The 17,209-nt window shown below is 50.1% G+C and carries 13 protein-coding genes; 10 read left to right on the plus strand and 3 right to left on the minus strand.

What is annotated here, in order from left to right; translation table 11 throughout:
- Nucleotides 1–33: 33 nt before the first annotated feature.
- The 4 genes from EYR25_RS16980 (at nucleotide 34) to EYR25_RS16995 (ending at nucleotide 6,295) form a co-directional block, all read left to right on the plus strand.
- The gene (locus tag EYR25_RS16980; protein WP_133181653.1) at nucleotides 34–294 is read left to right on the plus strand and encodes a heavy metal-binding domain-containing protein; all 261 of its coding nucleotides are present in this window, start codon (nucleotides 34–36) and stop codon (nucleotides 292–294) included.
- A 21-nt stretch (nucleotides 295–315) separates the two neighbouring features.
- Complete coding sequence (locus EYR25_RS16985) at nucleotides 316–1,818, plus strand: efflux RND transporter periplasmic adaptor subunit (RefSeq protein ID WP_133181655.1); 1,503 nt, start codon at nucleotides 316–318, stop codon at nucleotides 1,816–1,818.
- A gap of 9 nt (nucleotides 1,819–1,827) precedes the next feature.
- Nucleotides 1,828–4,965, plus strand: a complete 3,138-nt coding sequence (locus tag EYR25_RS16990) for an efflux RND transporter permease subunit (RefSeq protein WP_133181657.1) — start codon at nucleotides 1,828–1,830, stop codon at nucleotides 4,963–4,965.
- 178 nt (nucleotides 4,966–5,143) lie between these two features.
- Nucleotides 5,144–6,295 (plus strand): ribonuclease T2, encoded by a 1,152-nt coding sequence (locus tag EYR25_RS16995; protein ID WP_133181659.1) that lies wholly within the window; start codon nucleotides 5,144–5,146, stop codon nucleotides 6,293–6,295.
- A gap of 31 nt (nucleotides 6,296–6,326) precedes the next feature.
- Here the strand turns inward: EYR25_RS16995 and EYR25_RS17000 are convergent, their stop codons facing one another.
- The 3 genes from EYR25_RS17000 to plsB form a co-directional block, all read right to left on the minus strand.
- Nucleotides 6,327–7,094: a VOC family protein gene (locus tag EYR25_RS17000; protein ID WP_133181661.1), complete on the minus strand. Its 768-nt coding sequence runs from the start codon at nucleotides 7,092–7,094 to the stop codon at nucleotides 6,327–6,329.
- 132 nt (nucleotides 7,095–7,226) lie between these two features.
- Nucleotides 7,227–8,483 (minus strand): tryptophan permease, encoded by a 1,257-nt coding sequence (mtr, locus tag EYR25_RS17005; RefSeq protein ID WP_133181663.1) that lies wholly within the window; start codon nucleotides 8,481–8,483, stop codon nucleotides 7,227–7,229.
- Nucleotides 8,483–10,906: a glycerol-3-phosphate 1-O-acyltransferase PlsB gene (gene plsB / locus EYR25_RS17010; RefSeq protein ID WP_133181665.1), complete on the minus strand. Its 2,424-nt coding sequence runs from the start codon at nucleotides 10,904–10,906 to the stop codon at nucleotides 8,483–8,485. The genes mtr and plsB overlap by 1 nt, the downstream gene beginning before the upstream one ends.
- 161 nt (nucleotides 10,907–11,067) lie before the next feature.
- Here plsB and lexA point away from each other — a divergent pair, with 161 nt between their 5' ends.
- The 6 genes from lexA (at nucleotide 11,068) to EYR25_RS17040 (ending at nucleotide 17,199) form a co-directional block, all read left to right on the plus strand.
- Nucleotides 11,068–11,688: a transcriptional repressor LexA gene (gene lexA, locus EYR25_RS17015; protein ID WP_011624510.1), complete on the plus strand. Its 621-nt coding sequence runs from the start codon at nucleotides 11,068–11,070 to the stop codon at nucleotides 11,686–11,688.
- Complete coding sequence (locus tag EYR25_RS17020) at nucleotides 11,685–12,197, plus strand: cell division inhibitor SulA (RefSeq protein WP_133181667.1); 513 nt, start codon at nucleotides 11,685–11,687, stop codon at nucleotides 12,195–12,197. The genes lexA and EYR25_RS17020 overlap by 4 nt, the downstream gene beginning before the upstream one ends.
- Nucleotides 12,198–12,600: 403 nt before the next feature.
- Nucleotides 12,601–14,142: a cytochrome c oxidase subunit II gene (gene coxB, locus EYR25_RS17025; RefSeq protein WP_133181669.1), complete on the plus strand. Its 1,542-nt coding sequence runs from the start codon at nucleotides 12,601–12,603 to the stop codon at nucleotides 14,140–14,142.
- 9 nt (nucleotides 14,143–14,151) lie between these two features.
- The gene (gene ctaD / locus EYR25_RS17030; protein WP_011627583.1) at nucleotides 14,152–15,744 is read left to right on the plus strand and encodes a cytochrome c oxidase subunit I; all 1,593 of its coding nucleotides are present in this window, start codon (nucleotides 14,152–14,154) and stop codon (nucleotides 15,742–15,744) included.
- Nucleotide 15,745: 1 nt separating this feature from the next.
- Nucleotides 15,746–16,327, plus strand: a complete 582-nt coding sequence (locus EYR25_RS17035; RefSeq protein ID WP_133181672.1) for a cytochrome c oxidase assembly protein — start codon at nucleotides 15,746–15,748, stop codon at nucleotides 16,325–16,327.
- Nucleotides 16,324–17,199, plus strand: coding sequence for a cytochrome c oxidase subunit 3 (locus EYR25_RS17040; RefSeq protein ID WP_133181674.1), 876 nt, complete (start codon nucleotides 16,324–16,326; stop codon nucleotides 17,197–17,199). The genes EYR25_RS17035 and EYR25_RS17040 overlap by 4 nt, the downstream gene beginning before the upstream one ends.
- Nucleotides 17,200–17,209 lie beyond the last annotated feature (10 nt).

Consider the following 17,209-nt stretch of genomic DNA (forward strand, 5'->3'; position numbering starts at 1 on the left):
TATTCGGCTGTAAAACCCGATGGAGTGAACAATATGAAAACCTTAACTAATCTTGCCTTAGTTGCATTTTTAATGACCAGCACCAGTGTGTTTGCTACGGCAACACCCCATGAGCATCACCACAACAATGCAGCGCCACAGGAACAAGCCCAAGCCTATGTTTGCCCTATGCACCCCGAAGTGACAGGCAACAAAGGCGATACTTGCCCTAAATGTGGCATGAACTTAGAGCCAAAAGCGACGACAGAAAAAATGGCTGACGGTGCAATGCACAAAGATCACGCGCACCACTAAGCTAGGCTGGAGATGAGGCATATGAACCAATTTCATAAAGTAAAAAAGCCAGGCCCTAAGGCAGTATTGATACTCAGTAGTTTACTTATGGGTACGCCTTGGTTAACCCAGGCCCAGCTCGTTAATCCTGCCACTCAAGCAGAGACAGGCCAAGAGCATGCGCACGATACTCATAGTGCAAATCAAGTCAAAACCTACACTTGCCCTATGCACCCCGAGGTCGAAAGCCACGAACCCGGTCGTTGCCCTAAGTGCAATATGTTCCTCGTTGAAAAAGAAGAAGAGGAAGAAGCCAGTACTGCCGCACAACATGCAGAGCATCAAGCAGCAAGCCAAAATGCGGCGCAAGTCTTTGATACACCAACCCCCAAAGCGAATAGCTTAGTTAAAAGGCAAAGCTCGGGTGCAACCATTAAATATGTCTGCCCCATGCACGCCCACATTATTAGTGATGTGCCCGGCACTTGCCCTATCTGCGGCATGAATTTAGAAAAGGTTGAAACCGGCGGCAATACTCAGGAAATCAATATTAATGTCTCTGGCAGCATGCAACAGGCGCTTGCACTGAAAGTGGCAGAGGCAAAACGCGATACCCTGTGGAAGTTTGTCGAAACCGTCGGCCAAATTGACTACGACGAGAGTCAGATCAACCATGTGCATGCCCGTGTGACTGGCTGGATTGAGAAGCTGATGATCAAATCGGTGGGCGACTCAGTTAAAAAAGGCCAGTTACTATACGAGATCTATTCACCCGATCTGATTAACGCCCAGGATGATTATCTGTTAGCACTCGATACCGCCAAATCTGCGGGTAACAGTAGCCGTTATCAGGATCTAGTCCGCAAAGCCGGGCTGCGTTTATCGCTGCTTGGTATGAATGAAAAACAAATCCAACAGCTTGCAGACTCACGCAAAACCCAATACCGGGTGCCTTTTTATGCCCAGCAAGATGGCATAGTCAAAGCACTCGATGTGCGTGATGGCATGTATATCCAACCGTCAACCGAGGTGATGTCGGTTGTCGACCTCTCTAAAGTGTGGGTGATTGCCGACGTGTTTGAAAATGAGCAAAGCTGGATTGCCCTGGGTCAAAAGGCCGAAGTCTCAGTCCCCGCGATGAATATCAGCGGTATCGAAGGCACGATTGACTATATCTATCCCGAGCTGGACCCCGTCACCCGCAGCTTAAGAGTGCGCGTGGTGCTGAATAATACCGACATTTCCCTAAGACCTAAGACACTCGCCAAGGTCTCGCTCTTCGGCGGCCCGAATAAAGATGTGTTAGTGATCCCGCAGGAAGCCCTGATCCAAACGGGTAAAGAAAACCGCGTGATAGTTAAACAGGCCGACGACAGCTTCACCGCTAAGGCCGTGACGGTCGGCATGATGAGCCAAGGTAAGGCCGAAATAGTCTCGGGCCTGAACGAAGGTGAGCGCGTGGTGACATCGGGACAATTCCTACTCGACTCCGAGGCCAGCCTCAAGGGCAGCTTAATGCGTTTAAGCAGCGGCCATCAGCACTAGGAGCGGATTATGTTGAAATATATTATCGAGTCCTCGATCAGGCAAAGGCTCATGGTGTTGATTATCGCCATGATGATCACTGTCTGGGGGATACAGGAGCTGCGTAAAACGCCGCTCGATGCCCTGCCGGATTTATCCGACGTGCAGGTGATCATTAAGACCCCTTATCCGGGTCAAGCGCCAAAATTGGTTGAAGAACAAGTGACTTACCCACTCTCAACCGCCATGTTAGCCGTGCCCGGTGCAAAAACCGTGCGGGGTTATTCGATGTTTGGTGACTCCTATGTCTATGTCATCTTTGAAGATGGCACCGACATCTATTGGGCACGCTCACGGGTGTTGGAGTATTTAAGCCAGATCAGCAGTCGCTTGCCCCAAGGGGTGCAACCCTCTCTCGGCCCCGATGCCTCAGGTGTGGGCTGGGTATTTGAGTACGCACTGGTCGATCGCTCCGGCAACTTAGACCTGTCGCAACTGAAAAGCTTGCAAGATTGGTATCTCAAACTCGAGCTACAAAGCGTTGCCGGAGTCTCCGAAGTTGCGACCGTTGGCGGCATGGAACAAACCTATCAAATCGTGCTTGAGCCGGACAAAATGGCAATTTACAAGCTCGATATCGCCGCCGTTAAGCAAGCGATCGATAAAGCCAACAGCGAGGCGGGCGGCTCTGTAGTCGAAATGGCCGAAGCCGAGTACATGGTGCGCGCTAAGGGTTATCGCCAAACCTTAGAGGATTTTCGCGAAATTCCGTTAGGGATCACTAGCCCATCGGGCACAGGTTTGTTGCTTAAGGATGTTGCCACCGTCCGTAAAGGCCCGGCTTCTCGCCGTGGTATTGCCGAGCTAGATGGCGAAGGCGAAGTCGTGGGCGGCATTGTGGTCATGCGTTACGGTGAAAACGCCCTCGCGACGATCGATGCGGTTAAAGCCAAACTCGAAGAGTTAAAAACCGGTCTGCCTGACGGCGTGGAAATCATTCCAACCTATGACCGTTCGCAGCTGATCCAAAAGTCCGTCGATAACCTGTTCAGCAAAGTGGTCGAAGAAATGCTGGTCGTGGGCTTAGTGTGTCTGCTGTTTTTGCTGCATGCCCGCTCAACCTTAGTGGCCGTTATCACCTTGCCGCTGTCGATTCTTATCGCCTTTATCGTGATGAACAAAATGGGCGTGAATGCCAACATCATGAGCCTTGGCGGTATCGCCATAGCTATCGGTGCTGTGGTTGACGGCGCCATAGTTATGATCGAAAACCTGCACAAACATTTGGAGCATTTTAAAGCCGAGCACGACCGAGAGCCTTCGGTAAAAGAGCATTGGCGCATTGTAACTGAAGCCTCGATTGAAGTCGGCCCAGCACTATTTTTCTCGCTGATTATCATCACCTTAAGCTTTGTACCGGTCTTCGCGCTAGAGGCGCAGGAAGGACGCTTATTCGCACCGCTCGCCTATACCAAAACCTTTGCCATGGCGGCGGCCGCGTTTTTATCTATTACCTTAGTACCCATTCTCATGGGTTACTTTATCCGTGGGAAAATCCCAAGTGAGCGCAGCAACCCCATCAGCCGCGTGTTGATTGCCCTGTATCAACCAGCATTAAAACTGGTGCTTAAGTTCCCTAAAGTCACCATTGTGCTTGCCTTAGTCGCATTGGCGAGCGCTTGGTATCCTATGACGCGCATGGGCAGTGAGTTTATGCCCGCCCTAGAAGAGGGGGATTTACTCTATATGCCAACGGCACTGCCTGGGATCAGCGCCAGTAAAGCCGCCGAAGTGCTGCAACAGACCGACCGTTTGATTAAAACCGTCCCTGAGGTAGCCCGCGTATTTGGTAAAGTCGGCCGCGCCGAAACCGCCACCGATCCCGCGCCACTGACCATGCTCGAAACCACGATTATGCTTAAACCCCATGAAGAGTGGCGTGAGGGCATGACCTTAGACGGCATCATCAATCAGCTGCAACAAACGGTAAAAGTGCCCGGCCTAACCAACGCTTGGGTACAACCGATTAAAACTCGTATCGATATGCTGTCGACGGGGATTAAAACCCCCGTGGGGATTAAGATCACTGGCGCCGATGTCAATGAGCTACAAACCCTAGGCGCTAAGATTGAGGCCATCTTGAGTAAAGTGCCACACACTAAATCGGCCTACGCCGAACGCAGTGGTGGCGGTCGCTATATCGATATCAGCCCCAAACTCGATGTGGCCGCCCGCTACGGCATGACGCTTCAGGATATCCAAGATGTAGTACGTTACGCGATTGGCGGTATGGACATTGGAGAGTCGGTTCAAGGCGCGGAGCGTTACCCCATCAACCTGCGCTACCCCCGTGAACTGCGTGACAATATCGAGAAACTGCGCGAGCTGCCAGTGATCACTAAATCAGGGCATTATTTGCCGCTGCGTAACTTGGCCGATATCGAAATTAACGATGGCGCGCCAATGCTTAAGAGTGAGAACGGCCGATTAATTTCGTGGGTATTTATCGATATCGAAGGCACTTCGATTGGTGAATATATCGCCGCGGCAAAAACCGCTTTAGATGAAGAACTCGTTGTGCCGCCCCGTTACAGCTATAGCTTTGCGGGTCAGTACGAGTATATGCAGCGAGTCGATGCCAAACTTAAGCAAGTGATCCCTATGGCACTCGGGGTGATCTTTATTCTACTGATGATGACCTTTGGCTCGACCATGCAGGCCAGCATTATTATGCTCAGCCTCCCCTTCGCCCTCGTGGGTAGCACTTGGTTGTTGTATCTACTCGACTACAACATCTCAGTCGCCGTCGCCGTGGGGATGATCGCCCTTGCCGGGGTCGCCGCCGAGTTCGGGGTGGTAATGTTGGTGTACCTCAATAACGCCATTAAACATCGGCAGGAGAAAAACACTTACCACACAGTCGAGGACTTAAAAGAAGCCTTGATTGAAGGTGCGGTCATGCGTATTCGCCCTAAAGCGATGACAGTCGCAACCATCTTCTTCGGCCTGCTACCCATCATGTGGGGCGCAGGTTCGGGTAACGATGTAATGCAAAAAATCGCCGCACCTATGGTCGGCGGTATGGTCACAGCACCTATACTGTCACTGTTTGTACTGCCAGCACTGTATCTGTTGATCTACGCTCGCCAAATCAATAAAGCAGAATAACTCACTGTTTTAACTAAACATAACCCCTAGCACAATTAACGTTAGGGGTTATGTTTCTTGAATTCGAATTAGCTTTTCAGTCAATATCCTATTCGCGTATTCGGCCATTTCACTGCACAATAGCAGCTTGCAACTCCATATGTTTGTGCCACTGCCATAGCAGAAAGGACGCCAGCGAATGACAGTTTTATTTTCCCTCCACAACAGCACAGGTATTTATCGCCATAGCTTTGGCTTGATGGGGCTGTTGTTGATAGGTTTAACGCCCATCACCCTTCAGGCGGCCCCCGCCTCGGGAGAGTTTGTCGCCAACAAGCGCTGCGAACTGTTTCAGTCCAAAAATAAACAAACCAATCCCGATGATTGGCAGAGCAATATTGGCGAGCGTTATCCCGTCTCCGAAATTTTAGGTAATAGCAGTAATCCAGATTGGCTCAGGGTGCGCACCAATGCCAACAGCTCGCCACTGCGTTGGATAAAAGGTGATTGCGGGCAATATAGTGCCACAGGTACAGCGCCTGCCGAGCCAATTGCAACCGCTCAGCCCACCACTAACGTAGAGCCAGCGCAAACAAGCATCATTAACGAGAGCGCTGCGGTTAAGAGTGAAAGCCAGCAGGAGCGGAGCACGCCAGAAAAACACCAAGGTAATGTGTGCCAAATTGAGGATAACTACGATTCCAATGTGCTCGCCCTAAGTTGGCAGAGCACCTTTTGCGAACTCTATGGCAGCCGTAAACCCGAGTGCCGCGCCTTAAGCCAAACGAGTGATGCGCCTCAGTGGCAACACTTTAGCCTGCATGGCCTCTGGCCGAATCGCCAGCAATGTGACACCCGTTACGGCTTTTGCAGCAGCGTAAAACAACAACCGAGTGATTTTTGTGATTATCCCGAGGTGCCGCTCAATGCCTCCGTTCAAAAAAATCTCGAGGAAGTGATGCCAAGCGCCCGTTACGGCAGCTGTTTAGAGCGCCATGAATGGTGGAAACATGGCACCTGTCGCAACCAAGACCCTAATGATTACTTTTTACTGGCGACTCAGCTGACGCAGGAAGTGAATGCCTCGGCATGGGTACAACAATTTATCCATGAAAGAATTGGTAAAAAAGTGACTCAAAAGGAGCTAAATCAAAGCTTTGATGCCAGCTTTGGCCAAAGTGCACACACTAAGGTCACAGTCCATTGTGCCAAGGGGTTATTAAACGAAATACGGATTAATCTTCCTCAAAATATCAAGCTGTCAGACTCAATCCCAAGCCTGCTTGCCAAAGCACCGAAGGCAAAAAAGACCAATTGTCCTGATCCGTTATTAATTGATATGCCAAACTAACTCACTCTGATAATGCTCACTAACTTTCACTTCACTTTAAGTGAATTATTGCAAAAGTCGCCCCTTGCGCATCGGCAATCACCGCAAAACGTCCCACATCTGGGATATCGCTGGGTGGCACGCATAGTTGTGCGCCTAGCCCCTGCGCCTTAGCGGCAAAGGCATCACAATCTGCCACCATAAAATAGGGCATCCAATGGGCGGGGATCTCGCCCCATTCCGGCATCATTTTCATCATGCCCCCCATAGACTGACCGTCGATTTGCCACTCGGTATAATCGATGCCGGGTACATGACTGGGGAGCGCGGTCCAAGGAAACACTTGAGTGTAAAAACTGGCTTCGGCGCTAGGTTCACGACAAGCCAGCTCAACCCAACACAGGGTATTTTCTTCCCCTTGGCGACGTGAGCCTGGGTGGTTTTTAGCCTGCCACAGGGCGAAGCGCGCGCCTTCGGGATCACTCACCTGCGCCATCACGCCCGCATCACCCACCACATGGGGTCCCATATGTAATTGCCCGCCTGCTGCAAGGATGGCGGCAACTGTGGCTTCGATATCCTTAACCGCAAAATAGATCCGCCAATGGCTAGGGATCTGTGGTTCCGACTCAGGGATTTGATACATGGCACCTAAGTCATCACCGTCGAGGTTGAACAGCGAAAAATGGCCATTAGGAATCGCCATTTCCACCGCATTCCACCCAAACAGCGCGTGGTAAAACGCCTGTGCACCCTGCCAGTCATGGCTCGCCAGTTCGACCCAACAGGCCTGTCCCTGTGCGTACTGAGTAATCCTCATTGCAGACTCCAATCAAACAGATAATGTGTTCGAGTTAAGCTGGAGTTTGAGCAACTGTCCAGTTTTGGCGATAAAAAGATGAATATAAAGAAAAAGCCCTCAATTTGAGGGCTTGATTCGTACGAGAAATACTTAGGAGAACTGCGGCAATAAATTCGCCATCGCGAGTAGATGACAAGCCCCTGTCACCACACCATATAACACCACAAGGATAATTAATGGCGTGCCACCAAAGACTCTAAAACCTTGCTGGTTAGGGAACTGCTGTCTCGATTTATAGGCCATCAGTGCAGGCACGATGACGGCCCACACGGTTGCCGCTAAAGCAGCAAAACCTATGGCAATCAAAAAGCCATCGGGGAATAACAAACCTAAAATGGTGGGTGGCACAAAGGTAACAATTGCGGTTTTCATCCGGCCTGAACGCGAATCATCAAAACCAAATAAATCGGCCAAATAATCGAATAAACCTAAGGTCACACCGAGGAAAGAAGATGCCACAGCTAAGTTAGCAAACAGGGTTAACATGCTGTTTAACCAGCTGCTTTCCATCACTTTCGACAAGGCGCCGACTAACACGCCCATATTGCCGCCTTGGGCAATAATCTCACTAAACTGGCTGCGGGGAATGTTGCCCATAGTGGCGACTAACCAGCAGGCATAAATGATCAGCGCGATGAAAGTGCCGACGAAAATCGCTTTGATGATGGTCGATGAATCTTTGCCATAGTACTTCACCAGACTCGGCACGTTGCCATGATAACCAAAACTTGCCAGACCAAAGGGCAATGCCGCCCACAGATAAGGCATAAAGCTTTGATTGCCATCCGGTTCGAGCAACTTAGTCACATCGATCTCGATCAGTAAGTTACCAATCGCGAGGAAGAAAGTGATGATCATCCCGCCGAGCATTATAGTCGTTATACGATCCACCGCCTTGGTGCTGATCAACACGATACAAGCCAATACGACCGCAAACACAAATCCGGCAACACTCTGGGGTAACTCAATCCCCATGCCCTGCAGGCTATGGTTAACAATCGAGCCGCCGCCACTGATATAGGCGTAGGTTAAGATGTAGAGCACGAAGGCAATCGATACCCCATTTACGATCCGCCAAAACTGACCTAGGGTTTCCTTGGTCAAGGTATCGAAACTCGCCCCCGGCTCGAAATGTAGATTGGTTTCGAGCAGTAACAGTCCCGACATCAACATACAGAACCAAATACCGAGTAACATCAGTACCGAGTAGCCAAACCACATGCCAGCGCCCACAACGGGCAAAGAAAACATCCCCGCCCCGACTGTGGTGCCGGCAATAATCATGGCACCACCGAGCAAAGACTTACCCACCGGCTTATTCTTCGCCGCATTCATATGGTTAGCCATTAAACGATATGCTCCGCGGTCACACTCGCCACTATGGTTTGTCTCACTGAGGCTCGAAGTAAGCTATTGGCTTGATCGCGAATGCGCTCAACGTCGGATTTATCTTCCTTCTCGGAAAAATAGCCTAACTCTTTAAGCTTAACACTCAAGGTGTTATAGAGTTTCTTGTCGTAGAATTCTGGTGCAGTAATTCCATGCAGTGCCCCTAAACGTTGGGCAAGCAGATGGCTTTCAGACTCCAGATCCGAACGCTCCATCTTAGGTCTGTGGGCCAGCAGATTGAAAATAATCGCATAGCGTTGCAAAGTCTCGCTAACGCTTCCGGCCAGCAACAACATTTGGCTAGTGTGCTCAGTCACCACCGACAGCGTATCGCTTTCCTGCACTAAGCCCTGCTCAATAAACAGATCCAGCACTTGATTCACATAGCTTGGCAGATCCTTGATACCCATGAATAACTCCGCCTTCAGTAGCGGGTAGAAGTCACTCACAATTCCCAAAATCTGAGCTCTTGAAATCTGCTTATTGTTGGTTAAACAGCTGGCAATTAACGACGGAATGATAAACAAGTGGATGATATTGTTACGATAGTAAGTCATTGAGATCGCTTGTTTCTCATCAATCGACACTATCTCACCCAGAGGATCGGCATTGATGGAGAACTTATTCAGCTCTAATCCTTGCTGCACTAAGTGCTTGCCATCACCTTCGGCCACTGAAGTAAACGAAGTGTAAGGCACACGCTTAAGCAAAGTTAGGTACAAATCTAACTGACGCTCGAGTAAACAACGCTCAAGGGCATTTTGCTCCGACGCCAGCAACACTAAGCTGGTTAAGGTAATTGAACTGGCGGCAGCAGCATCGTTAATGCGGGTCATCACACGATTCGCTAACACGTTCACCGCTGGGGTTAACCAAGTGGGTTTTTGCTCAGGATCGTCGGCCACTTCAATGCGCCAGTTAGGCGCCGTTTCATTCAAGAAGTTTTGCAGTGTAATCGGCTCACCAAAGTTGACATAACCTTGGCCAAAATTACCTAATTTGCGAATAGCACCAAAGACTTGCCATACAGATTCTTTCTGTTTTTTCTTACCACTCAGCTCCTTGTGATAGGTCGCCACTTCCATCACGTGATCGTAACCTAAGTACACAGGTACTAAGGTGACTGGGCGTTCGATGCCGCGCAGCACACTGTTGATCGTCATGGCGATCATGCCCGTTTTAGGCGCCAATAGACGACCGGTACGAGAACGTCCCCCCTCAGAGAAATACTCCACCGAATATCCCTTAGCAAACAGCTGATCGAGATATTCACGGAACACGGCCGTATAAAGTTTATTGCCGTTAAAACTACGGCGAATAAAGAAAGCCCCTCCACGGCGGAACAGCGGCCCTGCTGGCCAGAAGTTTAGGTTAATCCCCGCCGCAATATGCGGTGGCACCATGCCTTGGTAATACAGAATGTAGGATAACAGCAGGTAATCCATATGGCTGCGATGGCAAGGTACATACACAATCTCGTGACCATCATGGTGAAGCTGGCGGATTTGCTCGGCACCTTTGATATTGATACCGCTGTAGAGCTTGTTCCATAACCAAGTTAAGAAACGCTCGGCAATACGCACTAGACTGTCGGAATAATTCGCTGCAATTTCATCAAGATATTCAATTGCTGTTTCACGAGCTTGGGTTTCTGAAATCTTCTTACTCGCCGCTTCTTCCTGAATCGCCTTGCGTAAGGATTCTGATTTCAGCAGAGAGTGGAATAACGCCTGACGATTAGGCAGCACAGGTCCCGTCATCACCTTGCGCTGACGGCGGAAATGCACTCTCGCTACCCGCGCCAATTTGTGGGCAATCCCCATGTCGGTGCCGTGCTCGTCGGCCATATAACGCAGCGATACCGCATTAGAAAACTGAACAAAGTTGTGGCGGCCTAAAAATAGGATCATCAAGCACTTACGTAACCAAGTGGGGTTCTCGCGCTCAAGCACAGCCGCCTTCATGGTGTCGTCTTCTTTACCCGGAGTACGGCCCCAATAAAGGCTGACAGGCACCAGCTGAATATCTAACTCAGGCTTTTCTTTATGGACGGCCAACAAACGCATAAAACATTCGAGGAATGGCTCATTGCTGGCACGCTCGCCAAACAAAGGCTTACGCCCTTCGAGACAAACGACGCGGGGCGCAACAACGCCATTGACCACGAGCGGCTCGTAGGGGCTTGGCAAACCCAGCTTAGTAGTGATCTCGCTTAACGCAGCAATATCACTCAAGGATTCTGTTTTCATTACATAAGCAAGCGGTCTGGAGGCGTCCAGATTCAGATCGGCAAAGGGATCCTGCGGCACAACAATAGTGTGCACTAAGTGTTTTTGGATCCAGCGTAATGATTTCAACCAAAGAGAGTCTTGTTTAGGCATTATTCTTATGCAATGTAAGTACGTTCATTAGCCCCATAGAATACCAGATTCTAGGGAACATTCGCTAATACTCTCCAATCGCGTTAAAAAGTGGTTAATACTTGCACTACGAATAATACTGTATATACTAACAGTAACTGTATAGAAAAACAGGAAAGAACATGAGACCGTTGACGCCACGCCAAGCCGAAATTTTAGAGCTGATTAAACGTAATATTGCCGAGACTGGCATGCCACCCACCCGGGCCGAAATCGCCACACGTTTGGGTTTTAAAAGTGCAAATGCCGCCGAAGAACACCTTAAGGCATTGGCGAAAAAAGGCTGCATCGAGATCATGCCTGGCACTTCCCGCGGGATCCGCCTCCCAGTTGAGGAAGAAGATAACAGCGAATCAGGCTTGCCACTGATTGGCCAAGTGGCGGCAGGCGAACCTATCCTCGCTCAAGAGCATGTCGAACAGTATTACCAAGTCGACCCCAGCATGTTCCACCCTGCCGCCGATTTCTTACTGCGTGTCAGAGGCGACAGTATGAAGAACATCGGTATCCTCGAAGGGGATCTGCTCGCCGTTCATAAAGTACAGCAAGCGCGCAATGGCCAAGTTGTGGTTGCTCGCGTTGACGATGATGTAACAGTTAAACGCTTTGAAAAGAAAGGGAATCTCGTTTATCTACATGCAGAGAATGAAGATTACTCCCCAATTAAAGTCGATTTAAGTTTCCAAAGTCTAACAATAGAAGGGCTCGCCGTAGGGGTGATCCGCAATGGAGATTGGCTATGAACAAACTACTAGGTAATGCCCCGCGTCACCCCGGTTTATGGCTCGATGCGGTACGCGAAACCAATACAGACTGGCAGCATACGCCTATCATCACTATGCCTACCGAGAGCAAAGGGCGCCAAGAGCTAATGCAACTTAGCAAGCAGTTAGCACAACTGAGCCAACAAGGCCGCTGGGTCGTACTCATCAACCCACCTAGTATTGGCTACAAGCAGTTACTGGCCAGCGCTGGCGTGCGTATGGACCGCGTACTTTTAGTCCATGCGAAAGATGAAGTCGAAACCCTGTGGGCTATGGAAAAAGCATTAACCAGTGGCACTTCAAGCGCAGTAATTACTTGGATCCACTCACTCGATGCCCGTGACAATCGTCGTTTGCAAATTGTGGCCAAGAGCGCCCGCGCCATGGGAATAGTGCTCGAAGGTGTCGTAAATCACTCGACTGCGGACGCGACACTCAAGCAGCCCGCTCACTTTGCCCAAGGTAGTTTTTTTAGCTCTGTTCATTAAAATTTTTGCACTGCGTATTTAGCCTTGAAAGCCGCCTCACCTGTGAATGTGGGGCTTTTTTTGGCAATTTTTCAGACAATTAGAAAAAGAAGTGATCTTGATCAATTTTTAAACAGCAAGTATGGTTGATTTAGGCGAGCATAATATATCGCCCGTTTAGGCAGAAATATCGGCAAATTATCGAATATCTCTTGCCCACACAAGTCGAGAAAATGAGTTAATTCAGCAGTATGTGCCAGTGTGGCTAATACCAGCAGTAACAATACTTAATCAAAAGTAAGCCGCCAACGCACGTTGAAGTCAAAAAAGCTTTTTTGGGAACTGAAGAGTTTGCATAGAGTTGAGACTTACTGTGTTGCTCTTCTTTGTAGTTGCTATTCGCAATTGGCAGAGGAGAAGTCTTGTGAAGCAATGGTTGTATTGTTTACTCGTGGTGCTATTCGCCCCACCGTTGGCCGCATCGGACATGCGGTTCAACATGACCCCCGGCGTAACAGAAATCAGTGGCAAGGTATATCACCTGCACATGACGATTCTGTATATCTGCTGCGCCATAGGCTTAGTGGTGTTCGGCATTATGATTTATGCCATGATCAACCACAGAAAATCCAAAGGCGCGGTCGCGTCTCACTTCCATGAAAGTACAAAAGTCGAAATCGCGTGGACGATCATTCCTTTTGTCATTCTGATCTTAATGGCGATTCCCGCCACAAAAACTCTGATTGCTATGGAAGATCCCAGCAATGCCGATCTTACAGTCAAAGTGACTGGCTCCCAATGGAAATGGCATTATAGCTACTTCGATCAAGATATTGAGTTTTACAGCATTCTCGCAACCCCAAGGCCTCAAATCGAAGGCGCGGAGGCCAAAGGAGAACATTACTTACTCGAAGTAGATAAGCCCCTTGTCCTGCCGATCAATCGTAAAATCCGTTTCTTGATGACCTCAGAGGATGTTATCCACTCATGGTGGATGCCCGCCTTTGCCGTTAAAAAAGACGCTAATCCAGGTTTTATCAACGAGGCGTGGACCCGTATCGACAAACCCGGCATTTACCGTGGCCAATGTGCCGAGCTTTGCGGTAAAGACCATGGTTTTATGCCGATAGTGGTGCAAGCATTGCCCGAAGCCGAGTTCGATGCTTGGGTTGAAGAACAAAAACAAGCCGCCAATGCCGCAGCGCAAGCCGCACAAGCCGCCTTATCGCAAACACTGACGAAAGAAGAGCTAATGGCTCAGGGTGAGCAAGTTTACCTTGGTCACTGCGCGGCCTGTCACCAACCTAACGGTGAAGGTTTACAGGGGGTATTCCCACACCTCAAAGGCAGCCCCATTGCGACAGGGCCTCTGAGCGGCCATCTTGAAATCGTGCTCAATGGTAAAGCGGGTACGGCCATGCAAGCCTTTGGCAAACAATTAACGACCCAAGAAATAGCCGCCGTGATTACCTATGAGCGTAATGCGTGGGGCAATAACACGGGGGATGCGGTACAAGCCAAAGACGTTGACGCCCATAAATCCGGAGGCACCAATAGCGAACCAGTAGCCACGACTCCGCCCCCTGCAACCACCGATGCGCCCGAGGCTGCGACAGAACCCGCCGCCAGTGTCGCCCCCGCGAGTCTCCCCACGCTTAGCCATGATGAACTGATGGCCGAAGGGGAAAAAACCTATGCCACGATTTGCGCCGCCTGCCACCAGCTAACAGGTGCAGGTATGCCTCCCGCCTTTCCCGCCCTTGCTGGCAGCGCAATTGCAACGGGGCCGGTCGCCAATCACATCGACATTGTGATGCACGGTAAACCGGGCACGGCGATGCAGGCATTTGGCACACAACTCACGCCACAACAGCTTGCCGCCATCATTACCTATGAGCGCAATGCATGGGGCAACAATACTGGCGATACAGTGCAACCCGCTGATATTGCTCGCCATGGACAGTAGGGGATTAAGATGAGCACACTGACTCAAGATCAAATTGCCGCCCATGATGAACACCATCACGGTGCACCTAAAGGCATCATGCGCTGGTTACTCACCACTAACCACAAGGACATTGGCACCCTGTATTTATGGTTTAGCTTTATTATGTTTTTAACTGGTGGCGCTATGGCCATGGTGATCCGCGCCGAACTCTTCCAGCCAGGATTACAACTCGTTGAACCTAACTTTTTTAATCAGATGACCACGGTTCATGGGCTGATTATGGTATTCGGTGCCGTGATGCCGGCCTTTACAGGCTTAGCGAACTGGTTGATTCCGATGATGATTGGCGCGCCCGATATGGCGCTTCCACGGATGAATAACTGGAGTTTTTGGATCCTCCCCTTCGCCTTTGCCATATTGTTGAGCTCACTGTTTATGGAAGGCGGCGGCCCTAACTTCGGTTGGACCTTCTACGCACCACTCTCGACCACTTATAGTCCTGATAGCACAGCATTATTTGTATTCTCTATTCATATCATGGGGATAAGTTCGATCATGGGTGCCATCAACGTGATCGTAACCATAGTCAACCTACGTGCCCCCGGTATGACATGGATGAAGTTACCGCTGTTTGTCTGGACCTGGCTGATTACCGCCTTCTTGCTGATCGCCGTGATGCCCGTACTCGCGGGCGCCGTCACTATGGTGTTAACCGATAAGTTTTTCGGTACTAGCTTCTTCGAGGCAGCAGGCGGCGGCGACCCTGTGATGTTCCAGCATATCTTCTGGTTCTTCGGTCACCCCGAGGTCTACATCATGATTTTGCCGTCCTTCGGCATTATCTCCGCCATAGTTCCGGCCTTTAGTCGCAAGAAATTGTTCGGCTATTCATCCATGGTGTATGCCACGGCGAGTATTGCGATTCTGTCCTTCCTCGTGTGGGCGCACCATATGTTCACCACCGGTATGCCCGTGTTTGCCGAGTTGTTTTTTATGTACTGCACTATGCTGATTGCCGTGCCGACAGGGGTAAAAGTGTTTAACTGGGTAGCGACCATGTGGCGCGGCTCACTAAGTTTTGAAACCCCAATGTTGTTCGCCGTAGCCTTTATTATCCTGTTCACTATTGGCGGCTTCTCGGGTTTGATGCTCGCCATCACGCCAGCCGACTTCCAATACCACGATACTTACTTTGTGGTGGCTCACTTCCACTATGTGTTGGTCACGGGTGCGATTTTCTCCATCATGGCGGCGGCCTATTACTGGCTGCCTAAATGGACCGGACATATGTACAGCGAAAAGCTCGGCCAGTGGCATTTTTGGTGTTCGGTGATTTCGGTCAACGTGTTGTTTTTCCCGATGCACTTCTTGGGTCTTGCGGGTATGCCAAGGCGCATTCCCGATTACTCGATTCAATTTGCCGATGTAAACCAAATCGTATCGATTGGGGGTTTTGCTTTTGGGCTATCTCAGCTGATCTTCCTTGTGCTGGTGATTAAGTGCATTCGGGGTGGTGAAAAGGCGCCCGCCAAACCTTGGGAAGGCAGTGAAGGCTTAGAGTGGACTCTACCAAGCCCCGCACCCTACCACTCTTTCACCACGCCACCCGAGGTGAAATAACATGCAAGGCCAACCCCATCAGCCCAACATCAAGTCAAACCGTAAGCTTATCAGCCTACTAGTGTTGGGCTGCCTTGCGATGTTTGGCTTTGGGTTCGCCTTAGTACCGCTCTACGATGTGCTGTGCGAAGAACTGGGTATTAATGGCAAAACCTCTAATACTGCCAGCAGTTATCAGGCAATCACTGTAGATAAGAACCGCGTGGTAACGGTCGAGTTTATCTCGCAGGTGCAGACGGGGATGCCGTGGAAATTTGAGCCTCAAACTAAGCGGCTCGAAGTGCATCCGGGCGAACTCATTCACACGGCATTTCTGGCGCAAAACGTCTCGAATAGAGCGACTGTGGGCCAGGCGATTCCCTCTATTTCGCCCGGACAAGGTGCGGCTTATTTCAATAAAACCGAATGTTTTTGCTTTAACCAACAACACTTAGCGGCTGCGAGTCGCGCTGAGCTGCCGTTGATTTTCTTCGTGGACCCTCAATTGCCCGAGTCGATCCACACCTTAACCCTCTCTTACACCCTCTACGACATTACCGACAAGCAGTTAGCGTCTGCCATAGAGCAAGGAGCTGCAAAATGACCACTAAACATGAGACTTACTACGTCCCCGCCCAGAGTGCTTGGCCGATTGTTGGTGCTATCGGCTTGTTTTTAATTGCCTTTGGTGCAGGACATTTTGTTCATCAACTCAAATCTGGCGCTTCCGGTGGCGGCTATATTCTACTAGCAGGCATAGCCGTGATCTTATTTATGCTTGTAGGCTGGTTTAGAACCGTTATTCAGGAATCGATGACGGGCCTTTACTCCCATCAAATGGACAGATCGTTTCGCCAAGGCATGAGCTGGTTTATCTTCTCCGAGGTGATGTTCTTTGCCGCCTTCTTCGGCGCCTTATTTTACGCCCGCATGGTCGCAGTACCTTGGCTCGGCGGCGCATCCAACAATGCCATGACCCACGAAGTCCTGTGGCCACACTTCGAGGCTGTTTGGCCACTCCTCACCACGCCGGATGGCACCAAAACCGAAGCCATGCCATGGAATGGACTACCGCTAGTCAACACCATTGTGCTGCTAACCTCCTCTGTCACGCTGCATTTCGCCCATACCAGCTTAGAAAAGGGTAAGCGTTCGGCCATCACCCTCTGGTTGGGACTCACGATTTTGCTCGGAATTAGCTTCCTTGCTTTGCAGGCAGAGGAATACAGCCATGCCTACCATGAGATGGGGCTAACGCTCACCTCGGGCGTGTATGGCAACACCTTTTTCCTGCTGACGGGTTTCCACGGCATGCATGTCACTTTGGGGACTATATTCCTATTAGTCTTGTTTTTCAGAGTGTTAAAAGGCCACTTTAGTGCGGATAAGCATTTTGCCTTCCAAGCGGGCAGTTGGTACTGGCACTTTGTCGACGTAGTCTGGCTCTGCCTGTTTATCTTTGTTTATGTGCTTTAAAGATTTATTG

It is taken from the genome of Shewanella decolorationis, assembly GCF_004354305.1.
Classification (GTDB): domain Bacteria; phylum Pseudomonadota; class Gammaproteobacteria; order Enterobacterales; family Shewanellaceae; genus Shewanella; species Shewanella decolorationis.